The following is a 23,101-nucleotide window of genomic DNA, read 5'->3' as shown; positions in this document are numbered from 1 at the left end:
TGTCCACAGCCTGGGGGCGCGGGTCGGGTTTCGTCGGTTGCTCCTGACAGCATGGGGGCATGTCTGGTCTTGGTGTCGGGTCCACCGCGTCGTCTTCCGTGTCCCCCTCTGCGGACATCGCCGCCGAGGCGCAGCAGGCGCTCGCTGCGCTCACGGGGCGCCCCGACGCGGTGTTCCACCCCGGCCAGCTCGAGGCGATCTCGGCGCTGGTCGAGCACCGGCAGCGCGCCCTGGTCGTGCAGCGCACCGGGTGGGGCAAGTCCGCGGTGTACTTCCTCGCGACGCTGCTGCTGCGCCGACGCGGGGGCGGCCCGACGGTCCTGGTGTCGCCGCTGCTCGCCCTGATGCGCGACCAGGTCGCCGCCGCCGCGCGGGCCGGTGTTCGTGCGGTGTCGATCAACTCCGCGAACGCCCACGAGTGGGGCGAGACCCAGGCGGCCCTCGCCCGTGACGAGGTCGACGTACTGCTGGTCTCCCCCGAGCGGCTGAACAACCCGAAGTTCCGCGACGAGCAGATGCCGACCCTGATCGCCCGGATGGGCATGCTCGTGGTCGACGAAGCACACTGCATCTCGGATTGGGGCCACGACTTCCGGCCGGACTACCGGCGACTGGCCGAGCTCATCCGGTCGCTCCCCCATGGCGTCCCCGTCCTGGCCACCACCGCGACGGCGAACGAGCGCGTGGTCGAGGACGTCGCCGAACAGCTCACCGCTGGCCCGGCCGACCCGGTGTTCACGATCCGTGGGTCGCTCGCCCGCAAGTCCCTGCGCCTCGGTGTGCTGACGCTGCCCGATGCCCGGCAGCGCCTCGGCTGGCTCCTCGCGCACCTCGGCGACCTGCCCGGCAGCGGCATCATCTACACGCTCACCGTCTCGGCGGCCGAGGACATCGCCCGGCTGCTCCGCGACAACGGGTACGCCGTCCGCGCCTACACGGGGCGCACCGACACCGACGAGCGCGAACAGCTCGAACAGCAGCTCAAGGGCAACGAGCTGAAGGCCCTGGTCGCCACGAGTGCGCTCGGCATGGGGTTCGACAAGCCCGACCTCGGGTTCGTCGTGCACGTCGGCGCTCCCTCGTCGCCCGTCGCCTACTACCAGCAGATCGGTCGTGCGGGTCGTGCGACCGACAACGCCGACGTCCTGCTCCTGCCCGGGCGTGAGGACCGCGAGATCTGGCAGTACTTCGCCAGCGCCTCGATGCCGACCGAGGCCCGTGCCGCCGCCGTGCTCGGCGCCCTGTCCACCGACACCGCGATGTCGACCGTGGCGCTCGAGGGCCTGGTCGACATCAAGCGCTCCACGCTCGAACTCCTGCTCAAGGTGCTCGACGTCGACGGAGCCGTCCGACGCGTCACCGGCGGCTGGGTGTCGACCGGGCAGCCGTGGGAGTACGACGCGCCCCGGTACGAGCGGGTCGCAGCGGCCCGTGCTGCGGAGGCCGCGTCGATGCTCGACTACGAGTCCACCTCGGCCTGCCGCATGCAGCTGCTGCAGCAGGACCTCGACGACCCCTCGGCGGAGCCCTGCGGCCGGTGCGACAACTGCGCCGGCGCGTGGTTCCCGACCGCCGTGTCCGACACCGACTCGTCCGGAGCGGCGGCCGCGCTCGACAAGGTCGGCGTCGAGATCGCCCCTCGTGCCCAGTGGCCCTCGGGGATGTCGTCGCTCGGGGTCTCGGTGCGGGGCAAGATCGGCGCGGACGAGCTCGTGCAGCCCGGCCGTGCGGTGGCGCGTCTGACCGACCTCGGCTGGGGCGGTCCCCTGCGTGCGCTGTTCTCGCCGTCCACCCCCGATGCCCCGATCTCGCGGGAGCTCGTCGACGGCTGTGTCAGGGCGCTCAAGGACTGGCCGTGGGAGACCCGGCCGACCGGCGTCGTGGCGATGTCGTCACGGTCGCGGCCCGAGCTCGTGGGGTCCCTCGCCCAGGCGCTGTCCACCATCGGGCGGCTGCAGTTCCTCGGCACGCTCGGCCGCGCTGGCGGGACCCCTCGTGGCGACGGTGCGACGAACAGCGCCTACCGACTGTCCGGCGTGTGGGACACCTTCGTGGTCGATCCGTCGCTCGCCGCCGCCCTGCAGTCGCACGAGGGCCCGGTGCTGCTCGTCGACGACCTGGTCGACAGCCGGTGGACGATGACCGTCGCCGGCCGGGAGCTCCGGCGCGCCGGGGCCTCCGCCGTGCTGCCGTTCGCCCTGGCCACGGTCGCGTAGCCCCCGCACCGCCCCCTGCACCTGTTTTGCGACAGAACGCGCGTCGATCGACTCGTGTTCTGTCGCAGATGCGGTCCGCCGGCTGACGGCGCCCTACCGCCGCGCGGGCTTCGGGAACGTGGCCCGCATGTGGTCGCTCGTCAGCACGTCGCCGATGCCGACCATGAGCACCGAGAACAGGATCTGCTCGATGACCATCCAGAACGGGTAGAGCCCGGGGATCGCCGCGACGATGAGCGTCACGATCGGGAAGATCCGGCTGAACAACCGCAGCCGCTGGTACGCCCAGTAGTACCCGAGCTGTGCCCGCCAGGCGAACACGTAGAGCGTCAGGGTGATGAGCAGCACCACGGTGGACCGGAACCACACCGCCCACGACAGGGACTCCCCCGCGCGGGTCAGCAGCACGGCGACCACGATGGCGGTGAGGCCGACGACGGTCTCCGCGACGAGCAGCCACCGGATCCACCGGAACGAGCGGACGGTGTCGGGGTGTTCGAGCATGTCCTCGCGGATCACGTACCCGGACTGCCGACCTCCGGCCAACCGGTCGAGCCGCAGACGGCACCACACGCGGTCGGCGAGAACACCGAGTCCGTCGTTCTGCTGCGTCACCAGTACATCGTGCCCCATCCCGAGACCGACAGCAGACGCAGACCCGAGCGGGGACGGCTCAGTCCGACGGGACGAGTGCCGCGCCGCCCAGCACGGTGCCGGTGTCGGCGTCGAGCAGGACCAGGGAACGGACCTCGTCGGGCAGTGCCCACGGATCGCTGAGCACGACGGTCAGCCCCTGTTCGACCCCGGCAGCCTGGAACAGGTCGTAGGACTCCCCGGCGGGCGTCCACACCGGCTTCGAGCCACCGCGCACCGTCCCCGCGGACAGCACGACGTCGACCGGGCCGTCCCCGCCGGTCTCCAGGTGGTCGATCTGCACCGCGAGGGTCTCGTCGCCCGTGTTCCCGGCGATCCGGACGTGCCCGGAGGCCGCAGCCCCGATGCCGACGATGTCACCGGAGACCGGCGGGACGCGGCGCCACCACGGGTCGATGGGCGAACCGTCGACCGGACGGACGGGTTCCTGCTCGATCGGTTCCTCGAGGCCGTTGGACGGCGGCAGTCGGACGTCGGGCGACTGCGCCGGCTCGGAGGGCACGGAGTCGGCACGGGTGACCGAGTCGCCGTCGTCCGGTGCGTGCGAGATCGTCCACACGGACACCGAACCCACGACGACCACACCGACGAGGACACCCACCAGGGCGAGCCGACGTCGGTCCGCTGCCCACGGCCCGGTACGCACGCACCCATGATGCCGCACCGGCGCGCCGGACCGGCCCCGGGCCTCCAGACCGACCGCGAACGCAGAACGCGCCCCGACGGATCGAGGCGCGTTCTGCGTGACGGGTGGGAGCGCTCAGCGCTTCCGGCGCTCGCGCACCCGCATGTTGACGTTGATCGGCGTGCCGGAGAAGCCCCAGACCTCGCGGAGGCGACGCGTGATGAAGCGTCGGTACTGCGGGTCGAGGAACGCCGACGTGAAGAGCACGAAGGTCGGCGGCTGGCTCGACGCCTGGGTCCCGAACAGGATGCGGGGCTGCTTGCCGCCGCGCACGGGGTGGGGGTGTTCCTGCACGAGCTCGGCGATGAAGGCGTTGACCTTGCCGGTCGGGATGCGGGTGTCCCACGACTCGAGGGCGGTCTCGAGCGCGGGCACGAGCTTCTCGAGGTGGCGGCCGGTGCGGGCGGAGATGTTCACGCGCGGGGCCCAGGCAACGTGCGCCAGGTCCTGCTCGATCTCGCGCTCCAGGTAGCGGCGGCGCTCGTCGTCGAGCAGGTCCCACTTGTTGTAGGCCAGTACGAGGGCACGGCCGGACTCGAGGACGAGGTCGATGATGCGGAGGTCCTGCACGGACACCGGCTCGGTGACGTCGAGGACGACGACGGCGACCTCGGCCTTCTCGAGCGCTGCGGTGGTGCGGAGCGAGGCGTAGAAGTCGGCGCCCTGCTGCATGTGGACGCGCTTCCGGATGCCGGCGGTGTCGACGAAGCGCCACACCTTGCCGCCGAGCTCGATCTGCTCGTCCACCGGGTCGCGGGTGGTGCCGGCGATGTCGTTCACGACGACCCGCTCTTCACCGGCGGCCTTGTTGAGCAGCGAGCTCTTGCCGACGTTCGGGCGGCCGAGGATGGCCACGCGGCGGGGGCCGCCGACCTCCTGCTTGGCGACGGCCGAGGTGTCGGGCAGCGTCTTGATGATCAGGTCGAGCAGGTCCGCGACGCCACGGCCGTGCAGGGCCGACACCGGGTGCGGCTCGCCGAGCCCGAGGTTCCAGAGTTCGTAGGCGTCGAGTTCACGGCGCTCGTCGTCGGCCTTGTTCGCGACGACGATGACGGGGCGGTCGGTGCCGCGGAGCATCTTGACGACGTGCTCGTCGGTGGCGGTGATCCCGACCGTGACGTCCACGACGAACAGCACGGCGTCGGCGAGGTCGATCGCGACCTCGGCCTGCGCGGCGACCGAGGCGTTGATGCCCTCGGCGCCGGGCTCCCAGCCGCCGGTGTCGACGAGCGTGAAGCGCTTGTCGTTCCAGTCGGCCTTGTAGCTGACACGGTCGCGGGTGACGCCGGGGACGTCCTGCACGACGGCCTCACGACGACCGAGGATGCGGTTCACGAGCGCGGACTTGCCGACGTTCGGGCGGCCGACGATCGCGAGCACCGGGTAGGCGGGCAGGTAGTGGACGCCGTCCTCGCCGACCTGACCGGCCTCGAGCAGGGCGAGGTCCTCGTCCTCGAGGTCGTACTCCTCGAGTCCGGCGCGGAGCGCGGTCGCGCGCTGCTCGGCCTCGGCCTCGTCGAGTCCGGCGAGCCGCTCGCCGAGGGCGTCGTCGTACCGGGGGAAGTCGTCGTTGTCCGGGTTGTCCAGCTGAGCCATCTTGGGTTCCTCGCGAGCGGCCGGGGCCGCGGTGTCGGTGGCCGTTGCCGGCCGGGGCCGGGGGTCCGGCCGTGGTGTGACCAGGCGGCCGAGGCCGTCCGGTCGTGCGTCAGTGCGTGGCCGCGCGGGCCAGGTCGACGACCGCCTGCACGGTCTGGTCGAAGTCGAGGTCGGTGGAGTCGAGCGTCGTGACGCCGTCGGCGGCGTTCATGAAGTCGACGACCTTCGCGTCCGCCGCGTCGCGACGAGCGAGTGCTGCGGAGGTCTCGGCGGCCGACTGGGTCGTGACCTCTGCCGAGCGTCGGGCCATTCTAACGGACTCGTCGGCCGTCAGCAGGATCCGGACCTCGGCGTCGGGTGCGACGACCGTGGTGATGTCGCGGCCCTCGGTGATGATGCCCGGGGCGTCGGTCTTCCGCATGACGTTGCGGAACAGCTGGACCAGGCGCTTCCGGACGTCCGGGAGCTTCGCGATGTGGGCGACCGCACCGGTGACGTCGGGGGTGCGGATGGCCTCGGTCACGTCGGTCTCCCCCACCTTGACGTAGTAGTCGTCGGGGTCGGTGCCGATGGCGTAGTCGAAGGTGTCCCAGCTCGCCAGGATCGCCGCGGCGTCGTCGAGGTCGACCCGCTGCTGCAGGACGTGCCACGCGAGCGCACGGTAGGCGGCGCCGGTGTCCTGGTACCCGTAGCCCAGAGCGCGTGCGGCCGCGCGGGAGACGCTCGACTTGCCGCTGCCGGCGGGACCGTCGACCGCGATGACGATCTTCGCCACGTAGGCACCGTCGGCCAGGCCGGACGGCATCGGGGCGCTGGTCGAGCCGGGCTCCCCGCCGGGTTCGCCGAGGCCACCGGCCGGACCGCCGAGCGGACCGCCCTCGCCGCCGGAGCCGTCACCCGGGCCACCGAGCGGGCCGCCGGCACCGCCGGTACCGGGCGTGGGGAGGCCCGAGTCGGGCCCGTCGGTCCCACCGGCCGGAGCGCGTCCACTGATCACGCCGGAGTCGTTCGTGTCGTCGTTCAGGCCCATGCTGCTGCGATCCTCCATCCGCGCCCCTCGAGTTCCTCGACGAGTCGCTGTTCCTGCTCGGGCAGCACCGACACCTCGACGATGCCGATCTGTGCGCCCGGTGAGTGCTCGAGGCGCATGTCCTCGAGGTTGATGCCGATCTCCCCGATGAACGTCAGGAGTGCGGCGATCTGCCCGGGGGTGTCGTCGACCAGGACGACCACCTGGGCGAAGCGCTTGGTGGTGCCGTGCTTGCCGGGGAGCCGTTCGACCCCGCGGTTGCCGTCGGCGATGGTCTCGGCGATGGTGCGCGGCGATCCGGCACCGTCCGGGTCGCCGAGCGCGTCGATCACACGGGACAGGTCGTCGCGCAGGTCGGTGAGCACCGGCCGGATGTGCCCGGCGTTCGCCCCGATGATCTGCACCCAGAGCCCCGGGTCGCTCGCGGCGATCCGGGTGACGTCGCGCACGCCGCCGCCGGCCAGGCCGAGCGACCCGTCGGGGGCGTCCCGCAGGCGCGAAGCCATCAGCGTCGACACGAGCTGCGGCGCGTGCGAGACGTAGGCCACGGCGAGGTCGTGCGACTCGGGGTCCATCGGCACGACGGTGGCGCCGACGTCGAGCGCGAGGTCCTCGACCACCGCGGCACGCTGGTACGTGATGCCGTCGTGCCCGGCGATGACCCAGGGGCGGCCGACGAACAGGTCGGCGCGGGCGGCGGTCGGACCGCTGCGCTCGCGTCCGGCCATCGGGTGCGACCCGATGTAGCGGGAGACGTCGGCCCCGGCCGCCATCAGGGCGGCGAGCGGCCCGGACTTCACGCTGGCGACGTCGGTCACGACAGCGTCGGGGTGGGCAGCGAGCTCACGCTCCACCACCATCGCCACGACGTCCGGCGGCACCGCGACGACGATGAGCTCCGGCTGGTCGCCGGCGGCCGGTCGACGCCCGGCGCCGTAGTCCACGGCGAGCGCCAGTGCGGCGGGCGAGACGTCGTCGAGGACGACGTCCACGCCCTTCTCGCGCAGGGCGAGACCGATCGAGGCGCCGAGCAACCCGGCACCGACGACCCGGACCGGGCCGCGCAGACGGCGGTCGATGTCGGTCGGGGTCACGTCGGTCACCGGGCAAGCCTACCGATCGAGGCTCGGGCATCGGTCGATGCCCGAGCGTCGGGTTCGGTCAGTCCGCCGACTCGTCCTCGTACTCGTCGTCGTCCTGGTCGAGCGCGACGTCACGGTCGTCACGAGCGGACGGCTTCGCGTCACGGACGGTGCTGAGCAGCTTGCCGACCTCGACGGTGCCGAGCTCGCGCATCTTGCCCGGCGGCAGGCTGCCCAGGTGCAGCGGTCCGAACGACCGGCGGACGAGTTCGAGGACCGGGTGGTCGACGGCCTCGAGCATGCGACGGACGATGCGGTTGCGGCCGGAGTGCAGCGTGATCTCGACGAGCGACTCACCCCGCGAGGACTCGAGCAACCGCACCTTGTCGGCCTTGATCGGACCGTCCTCGAGCTCGACGCCCTCGGTCAGGCGCTGCACCACGGCGGGGTTCACGTTGCCGTGGACCTTCGCGATGTACGTCTTCTGCACGCCGAACGACGGGTGCGCCAGCACGTGTGCCAGGTCGCCGTCGTTCGTCAGGACGAGCAGCCCGGAGGTCTCGGTGTCGAGGCGGCCGACGTTGAACAGGCGCTCCTCGTAGCGGTCCACGAACTCGGTCAGGTCGCGGCGACCGCGCTCGTCCTGCAGGCTCGAGACGACACCGGTCGGCTTGTTCAGCACGATGTAGCGCCGCGACGAGTCGATCTGCACGGGCACGCCGTCGACGCTGATCGCGTCCTTCTCGGGGTCGACGCGACGCCCGAGGGCGTCCACGACCTCGCCGTTGACCGTCACGCGGCCCTCGACGATCAGGTTCTCCGCGACCCGGCGGGATGCCACGCCGGCAGCGGCGATCACCTTCTGCAGGCGCTCACCCTCTGCCTGGAGGCTCGGCTCGGCCCCGGCAGGAGCCGTTCCGTCCGCCGCGTCCCAGTCCTCGATGATCGGCCGTTCGGGCGTGCCCTCGGCCGGGTTGCCCCGGTCGTCGCGCTGCCCGCTCGGCTTCGGCGTGGTGCGGTCGCTGTTGCGGACGCTCGTGGTGCCGCCGACGTAGCGGCGGCCGTTGTGCCAGACGCGGCTTTGCTGGCCGTCCGGCGTGCGGCGGTCGTCGCGGCCGCGGTCGTCGCGCCGGTCGTCGCGGGGAGCGGAGCTGCCACGGTCATCGCGGCCGCGGTACCCACCACGGTCGTCGCGGGGAGCGGAGCTGCCACGGTCATCGCGGCCCCGGTACCCACCGCGGTCGTCGCGCGGAGCGGAGTTGCCGCGGTAGCCACCACGGTCACCGCCACGGTCACCGCCACCGGAACGGTCATCGCGACCCCGGTAGCCGCCACGGTCATCGCGCGGTGCGGAGCTCCCACGGTCGTCGCGGCCCCGGTACCCACCACGGTCGTCACGCGGCGCGGAGTTGCCGCGGTATCCACCACGGTCATCGCGCGGTGCGGAGCTCCCGCGGTCGTCGCGACCCCGGTACCCACCACGGTCGTCACGCGGAGCCGAGCCCCGGTAGCCACCACGGTCGTCACGCGGAGCCGAAGCCCCACGGTCGTCACGTCCGCGGTACCCACCGCGGTCGTCACGCGGAGCCGAGTTGCCGCGGTAGCCACCACGGTCGCCGCCACCGGAACGGTCATCGCGACCGCGGTACCCACCGCGGTCGTCACGCGGAGCCGAGTTGCCGCGGTAGCCACCACGGTCGCCGCCACCGGAACGGTCATCGCGACCGCGGTACCCACCACGGTCGTCACGCGGAGCGGAGTTGCCACGGTACCCACCACGGTCGCCACCGCGGTCGTCGCGCGGCGCGGAAGGCCCACGGTCGTCACGACCGCGGTACCCACCGCGATCGTCACGCGGAGCTGAGTTGCCGCGGTAGCCACCACGGTCACCGCCACCGGAACGGTCGTCACGACCCCGGTAGCCACCACGGTCGTCACGCGGCGCCGAAGCCCCGCGGTACCCACCACGGTCGCCGCCGCGGTCGTCACGCGACGGGTACCCGCCACGACGGTCGTCGTCACGCGGCGGGCGTGCGCCCCCGCGGTCGTCGCGACCGTACCCGCCGGAGCGGCCACCGGCACTGGAGCCGGCCCCACCGCGTCCGCCGGCCGGGCGGCCGGAGCGATCCGGGCCTCCCGAGCGTCCGTTGCGGTCGTCTCGGTCTCGGGGCGCGCCGCGCCCCCGGTCGTCAAACCCTGCCATCGGGGATCCCTTCGTTCTGCTCGAAGCCGTCCGCACCGTCGTCCAGGAGGGGCGAGATGAGCGGCAGCTCGTCGAGCGAGTTGATGCCGAGCTGCTGCAGGAGCAGGTCGGACGTGACGTAGTTGATGGCGCCGGTCTCGGCGTCGGTGAACGACTCCTCGATGAGGCCGCGTGCCACCAGGGTTCGGACGACGCCGTCGACGTTGACGGCGCGGATCGCAGCGATCTGCGAGCGGGTGATCGGCTGCTTGTAGGCGACGACCGCCAGGGTCTCGAGTGCGGCCTGCGACAGCCGCGAGGGGCGCTCGGCCTCGACGAACTGCTCGACCACGGGGTCCAGGTCGGCGCGGACGTAGAAGCGCCAGCCGCCACCGACCTCGCGCAGTTCGAAGCCACGGCGGATCGTGCCGTCGACGCCGTCGAAGTCGGCGACCAGGCGTTCGATCGCCTGGCGGACGACGGGGACGGGCGACCCGACGGCAGCGCCGAGGGCGACGAGTGACTGCGGCTGGTCGGCGATCATCAGGATGGCCTCGAGCTGCCGGTCGATGGGGATGGTGGGGTGGGACTGCGATGCGGCGCGCTCGTGGATCTCGTGCTCGATCGCGCGGGCGTCGGCCATCTCGTCAGCGCCGCCGGGTTCGGCGCCGGACGTGTCGTGCACGTCATCCGTCATAGTCGGCTCCCAGGTTCGCGAGGCTCTCGTCGGACCAGTCCTCGGCGGTCCACCGCAGTGTCAGCTCCCCGAGCGGCTCGAGCTGCTCGAACGAGATCGACGCGTTCCGGTACAGCTCGAGGATCGCGAGGAAGCGAGCCACCACGATACCCGTCTGGTCGACGCCCGCGACCAGTTCGCGGAACGAGACGCCCTCACCATTGCGGGTGCGGAGGATCGAGACGACGATCGCGGCCTGCTCGCGGATGCTGATGAGCGGGGCGTGCAGGTGGTCGAGGCCGACGGTCGGGATCTCCCGCGGAGCGAAGGCCAGCGCGGCCAGGGCGGCGAAGTCCTGCACCGACAGGGTCCAGACGAGCTCCGGCGTCCGCGCGCGGAACCGCTCCTCGAGCCGGACGCTGCGGACGTGCCGGCGCGACTCGACGCCCCAGCGCTCCCCGAACCAGTCGGCGGCCTGCTTGAATGCCCGGTACTGCAGCAGTCGGGCGAACAGCAGGTCGCGGGCCTCGAGCAGGGCGACGTCCTCGGCGTCCACGAGCTCACCCTGGGGCAACAGCCCGACGATCTTCAGGTCGAGCAGGGTCGCCGCGACTACCAGGAACTCGCTGGCCTCGTCGAGCTCGTCGGCGGACTCGGCCTGCCGGACGTACTGGATGAACTCCCCCGTCACGGCACCGAGCGACACCTCGGTGATGTCGAGCTCGTGCTTCGTGATGAGCGACAGCAGGAGGTCGAACGGTCCGTCGAAGTTGGCGAGCCGGACCCGGAACCCCGCGTCAGGCGACGGCGCCACGCTGGACGAGCTCTCGTGCGAGCTGCCGGTAGGCGTGGGCGGCAGGGTGGTCCGGCGCGGTCTGCGTGATCGGACGTGCGGACACCGTGGCGTCCGGGAACTTCACGGTGCGGCCGATGACGGTGTCGAGCACGCGGTCGTCGAAGGTGTCGACGACCCGCTCCATGACCTCGCGCGAGTGCAGCGTGCGCGAGTCGTACATGGTCGCCAGGATGCCGTCGAGCTTGAGCGCCGGGTTGAGACGGTCGCGCACCTTGTCGATCGTCTCGATGAGCAGCGCGACACCGCGGAGCGCGAAGAACTCGCACTCGAGCGGGATGAGCACGCCGTGCGCCGCGGTCAGGGCGTTCACGGTGAGCAGGCCGAGCGACGGCTGGCAGTCGACCAGGATCACGTCGTAGTCGTTCGCGACCTTACGCAGCACGCTCGCCAGGATCTGCTCGCGGGCGACCTCGTTGACCAGGTGCACCTCGGCCGCGGACAGGTCGATGTTCGCCGGGATGACGTCGAGGCCGGGGGTGTTCGTCGGCTGGATGACCTGGTTCGGGTCCTTCACGGCACCCATGAGCAGGTCGTACACGGTGTGGATGTCGTGCGTCCTGACGCCGAGGCCCGCGGACAGCGCGCCCTGCGGGTCGAAGTCCACGGCGAGGACCTTGCGGCCGTACTCGGCGAGCGCGGCGCCCAGGTTGATGGCGGTCGTGGTCTTGCCGACGCCGCCCTTCTGGTTGCAGAGCGCGATGATGCGGGCGGGTCCGGTGCTGTCGAGCTCCTCGGGCACGGGGAAGTCCCGGACGGGACGCCCCGTCGGACCGTGGGTGGTCGCGCCGGTGGGGTTGGTCGTCGGGTTCGGGCTCACCCCGTCATCGTACCGGCGACCTCGGGCTGGGCCGGGTCGCACCGCCGCACTGCTGCTCGTCAGGCAGCGCGCAGGGCGACGCGCATGCTGTCGACCCGCTCCGCGATCACGGGGTCGGTCGACCACCGCTGCTGCAGCCGACCAACGAGCTCGCCGACCCGCTCGCGGTCGAGCCCCGGGTGCAGCGCCAGGCCCACCGTCAGCTCCGGCCCGGCGAACCGGCCGACCGGGTCGCCCGGCGCGAGTTCGACACGGGCGACGCTGGGCTCCCCCTCGACCGAGGCCGCGAAGGCCCGGGCCACCTCGGGGTCTTCGAAGCACGGGGTCCACGGCAGGTCCTGCCCGAGCGCCCACACCGCCGGACGTCGCAGCACGAACTCGGTCGGCGACTTCGGGTCGAGCACGACGAGCTGGGTGTCCTCGCTCACCGCTGCCATCGCCACACGGCGGGACTCCACCGGCACCGGGCGCGCGTCCGGGTCCCACGCGTGCATGGCGTCGACCGAGGTGAACGCCGGCATCACGCTGCGACCGTCCGGACCGGCGACCGTCACGATCGAGAGTTCCTGGGTCTTGTCGACGAGCTTGCCCTCGTCGGTCTCCCCCACGTCACCAGCCTCGGCGATGAGCGGGATGAGCAGGCGGGCGGTCCGGAGCGCCTCGACGATCGCCGCCTGGGACGCACCGTCGGCGATCGCACCGATGGCCGCGACCACCGCGGGGTCGGCGAGTCCGTCGTCATCGGCGAACGCGGTGTCGTGGTGGTCGAACGTGCGGCCTTCCCACGAGAAGCCCGCCGAGTCCGCGGCCCCGCCAGGGGTGTGCGCGTCGTCGGCGTCCGGCCCGGTGCCGCGGCCGTTCGAGATGCCCGCCACGGCGCTACTCGGAGGCGATGTCGAGTGCGGCCGGCAGCGTGAACGCCCCGGAGTACAGCGCCTTGCCGATGATCGCGCCCTCGAGCCCGTACGGCACGAGTTCGCGGAGCGCACGGAGGTCGTCGAGCGTGGAGATCCCGCCGGAGGCCACCACGGGCTGGTCGGTCCGGTCGCACACCTGGCGGAGCAGTTCGACGTTGGGCCCCTGCAGCGTGCCGTCCTTCGTGACGTCGGTCACCACGTAGCGGGCGCACCCGGCGGCTTCGAGCCGGTCGAGCACCTCCCACAGGTCGCCGGCGTCCTCGGTCCAGCCGCGGCTCGACAGCGTGGTGCCGCGGACGTCCAGCCCGACGGCGATCTGCTCGCCGTACTCACCGATCACCCGCGCGGCCCAGTCCGGGTTCTCGAGCGCCGCGGTGCCGAGGTTGACGCGTGCCGCACCGGTCGCCAGTGCCGCTTCGAGCGAGGCATCGTCGCGGATGCCGCCGGACAGCTCGACCGAGACACCCTCGACCTCGCGGACGGCGTGCGCGATCACCCGGCGGTTGTCGCCACGACCGAAGGCTGCGTCGAGGTCGACGAGGTGGATCCACTCGGCACCCTGGTCACGCCAGGTCCGGGCAGCGGCGACGGGGTCGCCGTAGCCGGTCTCACTCCCCGCCTCACCCTGGGTGAGTCGCACGGCCTGTCCGTCGACGACGTCGACAGCCGGCAGCAGGACGAGGGGCGGGGTGTCGGTGAGGTCGGTCATGGTCCTGTCGGTTTCGTTGCGGTGGAGAAGGGGCTGCGGACAGCCGGGAGGCCCGGTGCGCGTCCGGCACGGCCGTCGCGCCCGGTGCCGGCCGGGTTCAGAGCGAGCGGACCCAGTTGGAGAGCAGGCGGATGCCCGGCTCGCCGGACTTCTCGGGGTGGAACTGCGTGGCGGTGAGCGGCCCGTTCTCGACCGCGGCGATGAACGGCTGCCCGTGCTCGGCCCAGGTCAGACGGGGCGCACGGAACGGCCCGTACGCCTCGAGCGGGAAGTCGGTCACCCCGTAGGAGTGCACGAAGTAGAAGCGCTCGTCGTGCAGCCCGTCGAACAGCACGGAGTCCTCGGGCGCCCGCACGGTGTTCCACCCCATGTGCGGCAGCACCTCGGCCTGGATCTCCTGCACGGTGCCGGGCCACTGGCCGAGCCCTTCGACGTCGGCACCACGCTCGATGCCCCGCGAGAACAGGACCTGCATGCCGACGCAGATGCCGAGCACGGGTCGCCCGCCGGCCAGACGGTGATCGACGATCTCGCCGCCCTGCACGCCCTCGAGCTGGTCGATCACGGCGGCGAACGCCCCGACGCCGGGGACGAGCAGGCCGTCGGCCTTGAGCGCCGCCTGCTTGTCCGAGGTCAGGGTGACCTCGGCGCCGGCGCGCTCGAGCGCCTTGGCGGCGGAGTGGACGTTGCCCGACCCGTAGTCGAGGACGACGACGTTCGGCTTGGCGGCGGTCACAGGGCGCCCTTCGTGGAGGGGATGCCGTCGACGCGCGGGTCCAGCTCGACCGCCTTGCGCATGGCTCGGGCGAACGCCTTGAACTCGGCTTCGGCGATGTGGTGGGGGTCGCGGCCCTCGAGCACGCGGACGTGGACGGTGATGCCGGCGTTGAACGTGATCGCCTCGAACACGTGGCGGACCATCGAGCCGGTGAAGTGGCCGCCGATGCGGTGGAACTCGAAGCCCGCGGGCTCGCCGGAGTGCACCAGGAACGGACGCCCGGAGACGTCGACGACGGCCTGGGCCAGCGCTTCGTCCAGCGGGACCAGGGCATCGCCGTACCGGCCGATGCCGGAGCGGTCGCCGAGGGCCTGCTTGATCGCCTGACCGAGCACGATGCCGGTGTCCTCGACCGTGTGGTGCACGTCGATGTCGGTGTCACCCGTCGAGCGCACCCGCAGGTCGATCAGGGAGTGCTTGCTGAACGCGGTCAGCATGTGGTCGAAGAACGGGACGGAGGTCGAGATCGACGAGGTTCCGGTGCCGTCCAGGTCGAGCTCGAGTTCGACACTCGATTCGCTCGTCGAACGGCTGATCGAGGCGGTGCGGGCGGTCATGCCTCAACCCTAACCGGCGGCTGCTCGGCGGCGACCTGCCGCATGGCGTCGAGGAAGGCGGTCGTCTCGGCTTCGGTCCCCGCACTCACCCGCAGGTGGTTCGGGATGCCGAGGTCGCGCACGATGACGTCGCGCTCGAGCAGCGCCTCGAACGCGGCGTTCGGGTCGGCGACACCGCCGAACAGGACGAAGTTCGACCAGGTCTCGTATGTGCGGTACCCCATGGCCCGCAGCTCGGTGACCATGCGGTCGCGCTGCGCCTTGATGTCGTCGACCATCGCCAGCATCTCGGGGGCGTGCCGGAGTGCCGCGATCGCCGCCGCCTGGGTCAGCGCGGACAGGTGGTACGGCAGCCGGACCAGCCGGACGGCGTCGACGACGGCGGGGTGCGCGGCCATGTACCCGACCCGGGCACCGGCGAACGCGAACGCCTTGCTCATCGTGCGGGAGACCACCAGGCGCTCACGACCGGGCAGCAGCGTGAGGGCACTCGGGGCGTCGGACGGCATGAACTCGGCGTACGCTTCGTCCACCATCACGATGCCGTCGGTCGCGTCGTAGGCGGCCGCGATCGTCTCGATGTCGAGCGGGGTGCCGGTCGGGTTGTTCGGCCCGCACAGGAACACGATGTCCGGCTGGTGCTCTCGGATCGCCGCCACGACGGTCTCGGGCGAGATGCGGAACTCGTCGTCGCGCTGGGCAGGGATCCACCTGGTGCCGGTGCCCGACGCGAGGATCGAGTGCATCGAGTAGGTGGGCGGGAACCCGAGCACCGAGCGACCTGGTCCGCCGAACGCCTGGAGGAGCTGCTGCAACACCTCGTTCGACCCGTTCGCCGCCCAGAGTTGCTCGGCGGTCAGGTCGTGTCCGAGGTAGTCGGCGAGCGACTGCCGGAGCTCGGTGAACTCGCGGTCCGGGTAGCGGTTGACCGTCAGCAGGGCCTGCCGGATCGACTCGACGATGTCAGCAGCGACGTCGTCCGGAACGGGATGCGTGTTCTCGTTGACGTTGAGCTGCACGCGGACGTGCTTCTGCGGGGCGCCGTACGGGCTCTGCCCGCGCAGGTCGTCTCGGATCGGGAGGTCTTCGAGCGTGAATGCCACCGATCCATCGTAGGCCGCTGTCACCGTGCGACGACCAGCCGTCTGGACGGCGCTGCCCGAGTGGCTACTCGCCGTCGGTGTACTTGGTGGGGATGGCGAGCTCTTCGCCGGCCTGCAGCGCGGAGCCGTCGAGCGCGTTGAGGCTCACGACGTCCTGCACGAAGTCACGCGGGTCCGAGTTCGGCGCGGTCTGCTCGGCGAGCTGCCAGAGCGTCTCGCCCGGCTGGATCGTCACGGTCTCGAACTGGGTGCGTGCGCCGCCGGCGGTGGCGTCTCCGGCGGAGGCCTGCCCGCCGTTCAGCACGCCGAGGGCGACGACGATGAGGAGCGGGAGCGCGGCGAGCGTCGTGAAGACGATGCGGCCGCGACGCGTCAGACGCAGGCGGGTACGCACGGCGGGCGCCGCGGTGCGCTGGATGTCAGCGATGGCGATGGTGCTCATGTCGTTCTTGCCTTCCCGTTCGGTGGAACCGAAGTCGTGTACCGAACATAGTTTCGAATCAGACGACGCACAAGTCCCGGGAGTGGATTTCTGCGGGGTTTTCTTGCGACACGCTCGAACAGGTGTTTGTCCGGCCCTGTCTGGTCGGATACTGTTTCGATCGACTGGGACAAGCCTGACGGGGACCACCGACATTCCCGCCGCGGCCGGACCGGCACCGACGAAAGCGAGACGACGTGGTGGACGAACTGCGGGGCCAGAAGCCGCTGACGCCGAAGCAGCAGGCGATCTTCGACGCGATCCGTGCGTCGATCGCTTCACGGGGCTACCCGCCGAGCATGCGCGAGATCGGCGACGCCGCCGGGCTCTCCTCGCTCTCCAGCGTCTCCCACCAGCTCGGCCAGCTCGAGCTCGGTGGCTGGATCCGCCGCGACCCGAACCGCCCGCGCGCGCTCGAGGTCCTGGTCGACGAGCCGTCGTCCGACGTCGGCGGCCCGGACATCGATGCCACCACGCTCGTGCCGCTCGTCGGCCGGATCGCCGCCGGTGTCCCGATCACCGCCGAGCAGCACGTCGACGAGATCATCCCGCTCCCCCGACAGCTCGTCGGCACCGGCGAGCTGTTCATGCTCAAGGTCGTCGGTGAGTCGATGATCGACGCCGCGATCTGCGACGGTGACTGGGTCGTCGTCCGGTCGCAGCAGACCGCCGAGAACGGTGACATCGTCGCGGCCATGCTCGACGAAGAGGCGACGGTCAAGGTCTTCCGCCAGCGCGACGGTCACACGTGGCTGCTGCCGCGCAACTCCGCCTTCGAGCCGATCCTCGGCGACGCGGCCTCGGTGCTCGGCAAGGTCGTCGCGGTCCTCCGCTCTCTCTGACCGCGGCTCGCGCTGCACCGACGCGAGACGCCGTCGTCACCGCACGACGCCCCCGGAACACACGAAACGCCGCCGGATCCGGCGGCGTTTCGTGTGTTCCGGGGCGTCTCGGCGACGTGACGGCGTCCGGCGGACCCGTGACGGGCCTCCAGGCCGCGCGGCAGCGCTTCCCAGCGCCAGCGCCCGCCGGAGGTGACCGTCAGACGGTGGGAACCGGCGTGACCACGTAGGGCTCGAGCTCGGAGACCTGCCGCTGGAAGACGCGCACTCGCAGGCGCGTGCCGTCCTCGACGTAGTCGACGGACTCGACCGAGCCGGTGTCGTGCAGCGACGACACCAGGTCGCCGCGGTCGTACGGCACCACGATCGTCAGGTCGACGTCGGGCTCCGGCAGGCGGTCCTCGATGACGCTGAGGAGCTCCGGGATGCCCTCGCCGGTGCGCGCCGACACGAACACCGCGTCCGGCACGAGTCCGATGAGCACGAGGCGCTGCGCGTCGTCGATCAGGTCGGCCTTGTTGAAGACGACGATCTCCGGGATGTCACCCGCACCGACGTCGCCGATGACCTCGCGCACGGTGGACAGCTGCGCACCGGGGTCGGGGTGCGAGCCGTCGACCACGTGCACGATCACGTCGGCGTCGCCGACCTCTTCGAGGGTGGAGCGGAAGGCCTCGACGAGCTGGTGCGGCAGGTTGCGTACGAAACCGACCGTGTCGACGAACGTGAACTCCCGGCCCTTGGCGCTCTCGGTCCGACGGACGGTGGCGTCCAGCGTCGCGAACAGCTGGTTCTGCACCAGCACGCCCGCGCTCGTCAGCCGGTTGAGGAGCGACGACTTGCCGGCGTTGGTGTAGCCCGCGATCGCGACACTGGGGACCTCGTTGCGGTTGCGCTCGGCACGCTTGGCCTCGCGGGCCGGGGTGAACCCGGCGATCTGCCGGCGGAGCTTCGCCATCCGCGTGTGGATCTTGCGGCGGTCGAGCTCCATCTTCGTCTCACCGGGGCCGCGCGAACCCATGCCAGCGCCTCCGGAGACCTGGCCACCTGCCTGTCGGGACATCGAGTCACCCCAACCGCGCAGTCGAGGCAGCAGGTACTGCAGCTGGGCGAGTTCGACCTGCGCCTTCCCCTCGCGGGTCTTCGCGTGCTGGCTGAAGATGTCGAGGATCACGGCCGTGCGGTCGATGACCTTCACCTTCACGACGTCCTCGAGCGCACGACGCTGCGAGGGTGCCAGTTCGGTGTCGGCGATGACCGTGTCGGCGCCGGTGGCCTTGACGACCATCGCGAGCTCCTGGGCTTTGCCCTTGCCCAGGTAGGTGGCCGGGTCCGGGTTCGGCCGACGCTGGAGGAGCCCGTCGAGCACCACGGCGCCCGCGGTCTCGGCGAGTGCCGCGAGCTCGCGGAGGGAGTTCTCGGCGTCCGAGGCGTCGCCCTGGGGGTAGACGCCGATGAGGACGACCTGCTCGAGCCGCAGCTGGCGGTACTCGACCTCGGTGACGTCCTCGAGTTCGGTGGAGAGGCCGGCGACACGGCGCAATGCCGCACGGTCCTCACGGTCGTACTGGTCGCCGTCGCCGGTCCAACTGCGGTCGTCGACCGACTGCGTCTGGATGGCCTGGGCGGGTGCGAAGATGGACGATGCTGCGCGGTGGTCTGCGTTGCGCAACACCCTCTCGACGACACCGTCTGCGCTGTCGTCGTTGGTCTGGTGGTTCTGCTGATGGGTATCCGTCATCCTGTGCACAGGCTACCTCTGGAGGCCCTGCGACACACTCAGTTGCCGGTACGGTTCATCCATGGCGAACGACCACTACTTCTCGGCCAGCCCCGAGAGCGAACTCCGGCCGCGCCAGGTGCACGTCACGCTCGCCGGTCAGCCCCTCACCCTGTCGACCGCGGCGGGGGTCTTCAGCCCCGACGGCGTCGACCGCGGCACGAAGGTTCTTCTGGGTTCGGTGCCCGCACCCGCCGCCGACGGAGCGCTGCTCGACATCGGCTGCGGCTGGGGCCCGATCGCGATCACGATGGCCCTGCAGTCCCCCGACGCCCAGGTGTGGGGTGTCGACGTCAACGAGCGGGTGCTCGGGCTCGCGCGCGCCAACGCTGCTGCTGCGGGGGCATCGAACGTCACGGTCGCGCTGCCCGACGACGTGCCGGCCGACCTGCGCTTCCGCACGATCTGGTCGAACCCGCCGATCCGTGTCGGCAAGGACGAGCTGCACCAGATCCTGCTGACGTGGCTGCCCCGGCTCGAGGTCGGGGGCGACGCCTGGCTCGTCGTGTCGAAGGACCTCGGGGGTGACTCGTTGCAGAAGTGGCTCGTCGGGGCGCTCGGCTCGGGTTTTGTTGTCACGCGGGAGTCGACGGCGAAGGGGTTTCGCGTGATCCGGGTGCAGCGCAGCGCGTAGGGCGCGTGCGCACTTCGTGTGCGTGCACTTCGTGAGCAGGAATGGTCGGGTCGCCGCTGGGCACCCGACCATTTCTGCTCACGAAACGGCAACGAGCCGAAGCGCCGCCGCTCCGCGTCAGACCGTCAGACCGTCAGACCGTCAGGTCGCCGGAGAACACGAGCTCGGCGGGACCGGACAGCGAGACGTGCTCGCCGTCCTCGGTCGCCGTCATCCGCACCGTCAGCAGGCCGCCCGGCACCCGCACGCGCCAGGTGTCCGGCGCCCCCGCACCGACCCAGTAGCGCGTGGCGAGGGCAGCGGCGACCGCCCCGGTGCCGCACGAGAGCGTCTCACCGCTCCCCCGCTCGTGCACCCGCATCGTGATCTCGCCGACGCCGTCCTTGATCAAGGGGTCGCCGGGCAGCACGAACTCGACGTTCGCACCGTGCTCCGGTGCCGGGTCGAGCACCGGAAGGAAGGTCAGGTCGAGGTCCGCCAATTCATCCTCGGTCTCGACGGCGACGACCACGTGCGGGTTGCCCACGTCGATGCCGATGCCGGGCCGCGCCCCGTCGAGGTTCTTCGCCCGGACGAGCACGTCGTCGGAACCACCGCCCTCGATGCCCAGGCCCCAGCGGCCGAGGTCGGCGGCGAAACCGTTCGTGGTGCGCTGGATGTCGACCAGCCCCTTGCGACTGCCGACGGTGAGCGTCTCGCCGGGAGCGAGCTCGACCAGGCCGGACTCGGTCAGGTACCGGGCGAACACGCGGATGCCGTTGCCGCACATCTCCGCGACCGTGCCGTCAGCGTTGTGGTAGTCCATGAACCAGGTCGCCTCGGGCTCGACGGCCACGAGCGCCCGCCCCTCGGGGATCGCCTCGGACCGCACGGCGCGGATCACGCCGTCGCCGCCCACGCCGAAGCGCCGGTCCGCGATGGCGCGGATCCGCTCGGGGGTCAGGTCGACGGTGGCGTCGGGGTCGGCGAACAGGACGAAGTCGTTGCCGGTCCCCTGGCCCTTGGTGAAGTGCAGCTCGGTCACGGCACGATCCTACGGGCCAGTTCCGTCAGGTCGCCGCGGTCCGCGCCCGTGACGTCGAGCGTCTCGGCATCGGCGTACCGGCGGAACCACGACACCTGCCGCCGGGCGTACTTCCGGGTCGCGATGCCGGTCGCCTCGACCGCCTGCTCGCGGGTCGCCGTGCCGGTGAGCACCTCGAGCGCCTGCGAGTACCCGATCGCGCCCCGCGCGGTCTTGCCCTGCTCGAGTCCCTGCTCGCGGAGCGCCGCGACCTCGTCGACGAGTCCAGCCTCGAACATCCGCGCGGCCCGCTCGTGCAGCGCCGACACGAGCTGCTCGCGGTCACGCCGCAGGTGCAGGATCCGGGACGGTCGCCAGGCGCGGGGCGCGGCCGGGAGGCTCGGGGTCACGACCTCGGATCGGCTCGCGATCTCGAGTGCACGGATCAACCGCCGTGGGTTGCGCGCGTCGATCGTCGCGGCGGCCGCCGAGTCGAGGGCGCGGAGTCGCTCGAGCAGGATGCCCGGGCCGAGCTCCTCGTGCTCGCGCTCGAGCTGCGCACGGAGCTCGGGGTCGGTGCCCGGGAACGCCAGGTCGAACAACACCGCGGAGACGTACAGGCCGCTGCCGCCGACGAGGACGGCCACGCCACCGTCGGCCTGGATCCGGTCGACGTCGGCCCGGGCGGCGACCTGGTAGGCGGCGACACTCGCCTCGTCGGTGACGTCGAGCACGTCGAGCTGGTGGTGCGGGATGCCGTGCCGCTCGGCCGGCGGCAGCTTCGCGGTGCCGATGTCCATGCCCCGGTACAGCTGCATGGCGTCCGCGTTGATGATCTCCGCGTTCCGGCCCGCAGCACGCAACCGTTCCGCGATCGCGATGCCGAGGTCGGACTTCCCGGTGCCCGTCGCCCCGACGACTGCGATCAGGTCCGCGGCGTCACCGGATGCGAGCAACGCGGCGCTCGTCGGCACAGCCCCGGGGACCTCAGCGCCCGACACGGAGCGTGGGCAGCCCGAGCGAGACCGGACGGGGCCCGTCGCCCGCAGCGGCAGCGGGCGTGGGCACCCCGCAGCTCTCGGCCTGCGCGCGGTCCCAGGCGTCACCGGCCCGGGTGCGTCGGATGCGCAGCGGAGCGTCGTCGTCGGCGAGCAGGAAGTGTGGCGCGGCACGGGTGATCTCGACGGTGACGACGTCGCCGGGACGCGGGACCGCGGACCCGGCGGGCACGGTGAAGTGCACGAGCCGGGAGTCCTCGGCGCGACCGGAGAGCCGGCGGGTGGCGTCGTCCTTGCGGCCCTCACCGGAGGCGACGAGCACTTCGACGCTCCGGCCGACCTGCAGTGCGTTCTCTTCCGCGGTGATGTGTTCCTGCAGGGCGACGAGTCGCTCGTAGCGCTCCTGCACGATGTGCTTCGGCAGCTGGTCGTCCATCGTCGCGGCCGGGGTGCCCGGGCGGATCGAGTACTGGAACGTGAACGCCGAGGCGAACCGTGCCTGCTCGACGACGCGCAGGGTGTCCTCGAAGTCGGCGTCGGTCTCGCCGGGGAACCCGACGATGATGTCGGTGGAGATCGCCGCGTGCGGGATCTTCGCGCGGACGCGGTCGAGGATGCCGAGGAACCGCTCGCTGCGGTAGCTCCTGCGCATGGCCTTGAGCACCCGGTCGGAACCCGACTGCAGCGGCATGTGCAGCTGGGGCATCACGTTCGGGGTCTCGGCCATCGCGTCGATGACGTCGTCGGTGAACGCCGCCGGGTGCGGGCTCGTGAAGCGGACGCGCTCGAGGCCCTCGATGGCCCCGGTGGCCCGCAGCAGCTTTCCGAACGCCTGACGGTCGCCGAACTCGACCCCGTAGGAGTTCACGTTCTGCCCGAGCAGCGTGACCTCGATCGCGCCGTCGTCGACGAGCGCCTGGATCTCGGCAAGGACGTCACCGGGACGGCGGTCCTTCTCCTTGCCACGGAGCGAGGGGACGATGCAGAACGTGCAGGTGTTGTTGCAGCCGACGGAGATGGAGACCCACCCGCTGTGCGTCGAGTCGCGCTTGGTGGGCAGCGTCGACGGGAAGACGTCGAGCGCCTCGAGGATCTCGATCTGCGCCTCGTCGTTGTGCCGCGCCCGCTCGAGCAGGGTCGGCAGCGACCCCATGTTGTGCGTGCCGAAGACGACGTCGACCCACGGCGCCTTCTCGAGGATGACGTTCTTGTCCTTCTGCGCCAGGCACCCGCCGACGGCGATCTGCATCCCCGGGTGCTCGCGCTTGATCCCCGCGAGCTGCCCGAGGTTGCCGTACAGGCGGTTGTCCGCGTTCTCGCGCACCGCGCAGGTGTTGATGACGACGACGTCGGCCTGCGCACCGTCCGCCGCGGTGTAGCCCGCGGCCTGCAGTGACCCGCTCAACCGCTCGGAGTCGTGGACGTTCATCTGGCACCCGTAGGTGCGGACTTCGTAGGTGCGGGGGCGCGCTTCGACGGTGGCCATGGTCGTCCCAGTGTAGGTC

At 71.5% G+C, this 23,101-nt stretch carries 22 protein-coding genes; 3 read left to right on the top strand and 19 right to left on the bottom strand.

The features are described from left to right. The first annotated feature begins 59 nt into the window (after positions 1–59). Positions 60–2,216 carry a RecQ family ATP-dependent DNA helicase gene (locus DEJ29_RS06115; protein WP_220035331.1) on the top strand — a complete coding sequence of 719 codons (2,157 nt, stop codon included), beginning with the start codon at positions 60–62 and terminating at the stop codon, positions 2,214–2,216. A 93-nt stretch (positions 2,217–2,309) separates the two neighbouring features. Here DEJ29_RS06115 and DEJ29_RS06110 read toward each other — a convergent pair whose 3' ends face one another. The 15 genes from DEJ29_RS06110 to DEJ29_RS06040 all read right to left on the bottom strand — a co-directional run bounded on the left by DEJ29_RS06110 (position 2,310) and on the right by DEJ29_RS06040 (position 16,300). Further along, positions 2,310–2,831: a hypothetical protein gene (locus DEJ29_RS06110; RefSeq protein WP_017885892.1), complete on the bottom strand. Its 522-nt coding sequence runs from the start codon at positions 2,829–2,831 to the stop codon at positions 2,310–2,312. A 58-nt stretch (positions 2,832–2,889) separates the two neighbouring features. Further along, on the bottom strand, positions 2,890–3,516 hold the full coding sequence (locus DEJ29_RS06105) for a hypothetical protein (protein ID WP_146248314.1): 627 nt from the start codon (positions 3,514–3,516) through the stop codon (positions 2,890–2,892). A gap of 114 nt (positions 3,517–3,630) precedes the next feature. Further along, positions 3,631–5,151 (bottom strand): ribosome biogenesis GTPase Der, encoded by a 1,521-nt coding sequence (gene der, locus DEJ29_RS06100; RefSeq protein ID WP_071405612.1) that lies wholly within the window; start codon positions 5,149–5,151, stop codon positions 3,631–3,633. A gap of 109 nt (positions 5,152–5,260) precedes the next feature. Beyond that, complete coding sequence (gene cmk, locus DEJ29_RS06095) at positions 5,261–5,956, bottom strand: (d)CMP kinase (RefSeq protein WP_111094716.1); 696 nt, start codon at positions 5,954–5,956, stop codon at positions 5,261–5,263. 215 nt (positions 5,957–6,171) lie between these two features. Then, on the bottom strand, positions 6,172–7,284 hold the full coding sequence (locus DEJ29_RS06090; RefSeq protein WP_111094672.1) for a prephenate dehydrogenase: 1,113 nt from the start codon (positions 7,282–7,284) through the stop codon (positions 6,172–6,174). 58 nt (positions 7,285–7,342) lie between these two features. Continuing rightward, complete coding sequence (locus DEJ29_RS06085; protein ID WP_231495626.1) at positions 7,343–8,131, bottom strand: pseudouridine synthase; 789 nt, start codon at positions 8,129–8,131, stop codon at positions 7,343–7,345. A gap of 1,321 nt (positions 8,132–9,452) precedes the next feature. Then, positions 9,453–10,142 (bottom strand): SMC-Scp complex subunit ScpB, encoded by a 690-nt coding sequence (scpB, locus tag DEJ29_RS06080; RefSeq protein WP_258375919.1) that lies wholly within the window; start codon positions 10,140–10,142, stop codon positions 9,453–9,455. Further along, positions 10,132–10,935 (bottom strand): segregation and condensation protein A, encoded by an 804-nt coding sequence (locus DEJ29_RS06075; RefSeq protein WP_181438159.1) that lies wholly within the window; start codon positions 10,933–10,935, stop codon positions 10,132–10,134. The genes scpB and DEJ29_RS06075 overlap by 11 nt, the downstream gene beginning before the upstream one ends. Continuing rightward, a complete protein-coding gene (locus DEJ29_RS06070) occupies positions 10,919–11,794 on the bottom strand; it encodes a ParA family protein (RefSeq protein WP_017885900.1) in 876 nt (291 codons plus the stop codon). The genes DEJ29_RS06075 and DEJ29_RS06070 overlap by 17 nt, the downstream gene beginning before the upstream one ends. Positions 11,795–11,853: 59 nt before the next feature. After that, positions 11,854–12,669, bottom strand: coding sequence for an SseB family protein (locus DEJ29_RS06065; RefSeq protein ID WP_111094675.1), 816 nt, complete (start codon positions 12,667–12,669; stop codon positions 11,854–11,856). 4 nt (positions 12,670–12,673) lie between these two features. Beyond that, positions 12,674–13,420 (bottom strand): bifunctional 1-(5-phosphoribosyl)-5-((5-phosphoribosylamino)methylideneamino)imidazole-4-carboxamide isomerase/phosphoribosylanthranilate isomerase PriA, encoded by a 747-nt coding sequence (priA, locus tag DEJ29_RS06060; protein WP_017885902.1) that lies wholly within the window; start codon positions 13,418–13,420, stop codon positions 12,674–12,676. A 97-nt stretch (positions 13,421–13,517) separates the two neighbouring features. Then, positions 13,518–14,156, bottom strand: coding sequence for an imidazole glycerol phosphate synthase subunit HisH (hisH, locus tag DEJ29_RS06055; protein WP_111023215.1), 639 nt, complete (start codon positions 14,154–14,156; stop codon positions 13,518–13,520). Next, the gene (gene hisB / locus DEJ29_RS06050) at positions 14,153–14,755 is read right to left on the bottom strand and encodes an imidazoleglycerol-phosphate dehydratase HisB (protein WP_027464776.1); all 603 of its coding nucleotides are present in this window, start codon (positions 14,753–14,755) and stop codon (positions 14,153–14,155) included. The genes hisH and hisB overlap by 4 nt, the downstream gene beginning before the upstream one ends. After that, positions 14,752–15,858 (bottom strand): histidinol-phosphate transaminase, encoded by a 1,107-nt coding sequence (locus DEJ29_RS06045; RefSeq protein ID WP_111094676.1) that lies wholly within the window; start codon positions 15,856–15,858, stop codon positions 14,752–14,754. Before DEJ29_RS06045 ends, hisB begins: the two co-directional genes overlap by 4 nt. A 64-nt stretch (positions 15,859–15,922) precedes the next feature. Further along, a complete protein-coding gene (locus DEJ29_RS06040; RefSeq protein ID WP_111094677.1) occupies positions 15,923–16,300 on the bottom strand; it encodes a LysM peptidoglycan-binding domain-containing protein in 378 nt (125 codons plus the stop codon). A 236-nt stretch (positions 16,301–16,536) separates the two neighbouring features. On the opposite strand from DEJ29_RS06040, the gene lexA reads away from it, so the two are divergent. Then, positions 16,537–17,181 carry a transcriptional repressor LexA gene (gene lexA, locus DEJ29_RS06035; protein WP_027464773.1) on the top strand — a complete coding sequence of 215 codons (645 nt, stop codon included), beginning with the start codon at positions 16,537–16,539 and terminating at the stop codon, positions 17,179–17,181. Positions 17,182–17,380: 199 nt separating this feature from the next. Here lexA and hflX read toward each other — a convergent pair whose 3' ends face one another. Beyond that, entirely contained in the window at positions 17,381–18,922 is a 1,542-nt protein-coding gene (gene hflX / locus DEJ29_RS06030) for a GTPase HflX (RefSeq protein WP_111033176.1), read from the bottom strand. Positions 18,923–18,983: 61 nt separating this feature from the next. Here hflX and DEJ29_RS06025 point away from each other — a divergent pair, with 61 nt between their 5' ends. Continuing rightward, complete coding sequence (locus tag DEJ29_RS06025; protein ID WP_111094678.1) at positions 18,984–19,595, top strand: class I SAM-dependent methyltransferase; 612 nt, start codon at positions 18,984–18,986, stop codon at positions 19,593–19,595. 133 nt (positions 19,596–19,728) lie between these two features. Here DEJ29_RS06025 and dapF read toward each other — a convergent pair whose 3' ends face one another. The 3 genes from dapF to miaB are packed head-to-tail and all read right to left on the bottom strand — an operon-like array spanning position 19,729 to position 23,082. Then, entirely contained in the window at positions 19,729–20,619 is an 891-nt protein-coding gene (dapF, locus tag DEJ29_RS06020) for a diaminopimelate epimerase (protein ID WP_027464770.1), read from the bottom strand. Next, the gene (miaA, locus tag DEJ29_RS06015; RefSeq protein WP_258375920.1) at positions 20,616–21,554 is read right to left on the bottom strand and encodes a tRNA (adenosine(37)-N6)-dimethylallyltransferase MiaA; all 939 of its coding nucleotides are present in this window, start codon (positions 21,552–21,554) and stop codon (positions 20,616–20,618) included. Before miaA ends, dapF begins: the two co-directional genes overlap by 4 nt. Before the next feature lie 31 nt (positions 21,555–21,585). Beyond that, complete coding sequence (miaB, locus tag DEJ29_RS06010) at positions 21,586–23,082, bottom strand: tRNA (N6-isopentenyl adenosine(37)-C2)-methylthiotransferase MiaB (RefSeq protein WP_111094679.1); 1,497 nt, start codon at positions 23,080–23,082, stop codon at positions 21,586–21,588. Positions 23,083–23,101 lie beyond the last annotated feature (19 nt).

The sequence above is a fragment of the Curtobacterium sp. MCPF17_021 genome (genome assembly GCF_003234605.2).
GTDB lineage: Bacteria > Actinomycetota > Actinomycetes > Actinomycetales > Microbacteriaceae > Curtobacterium > Curtobacterium flaccumfaciens.
Note: the sequence above shows the minus strand (reverse complement) of the source record. Positions and strands in the feature narration are given on the sequence as shown.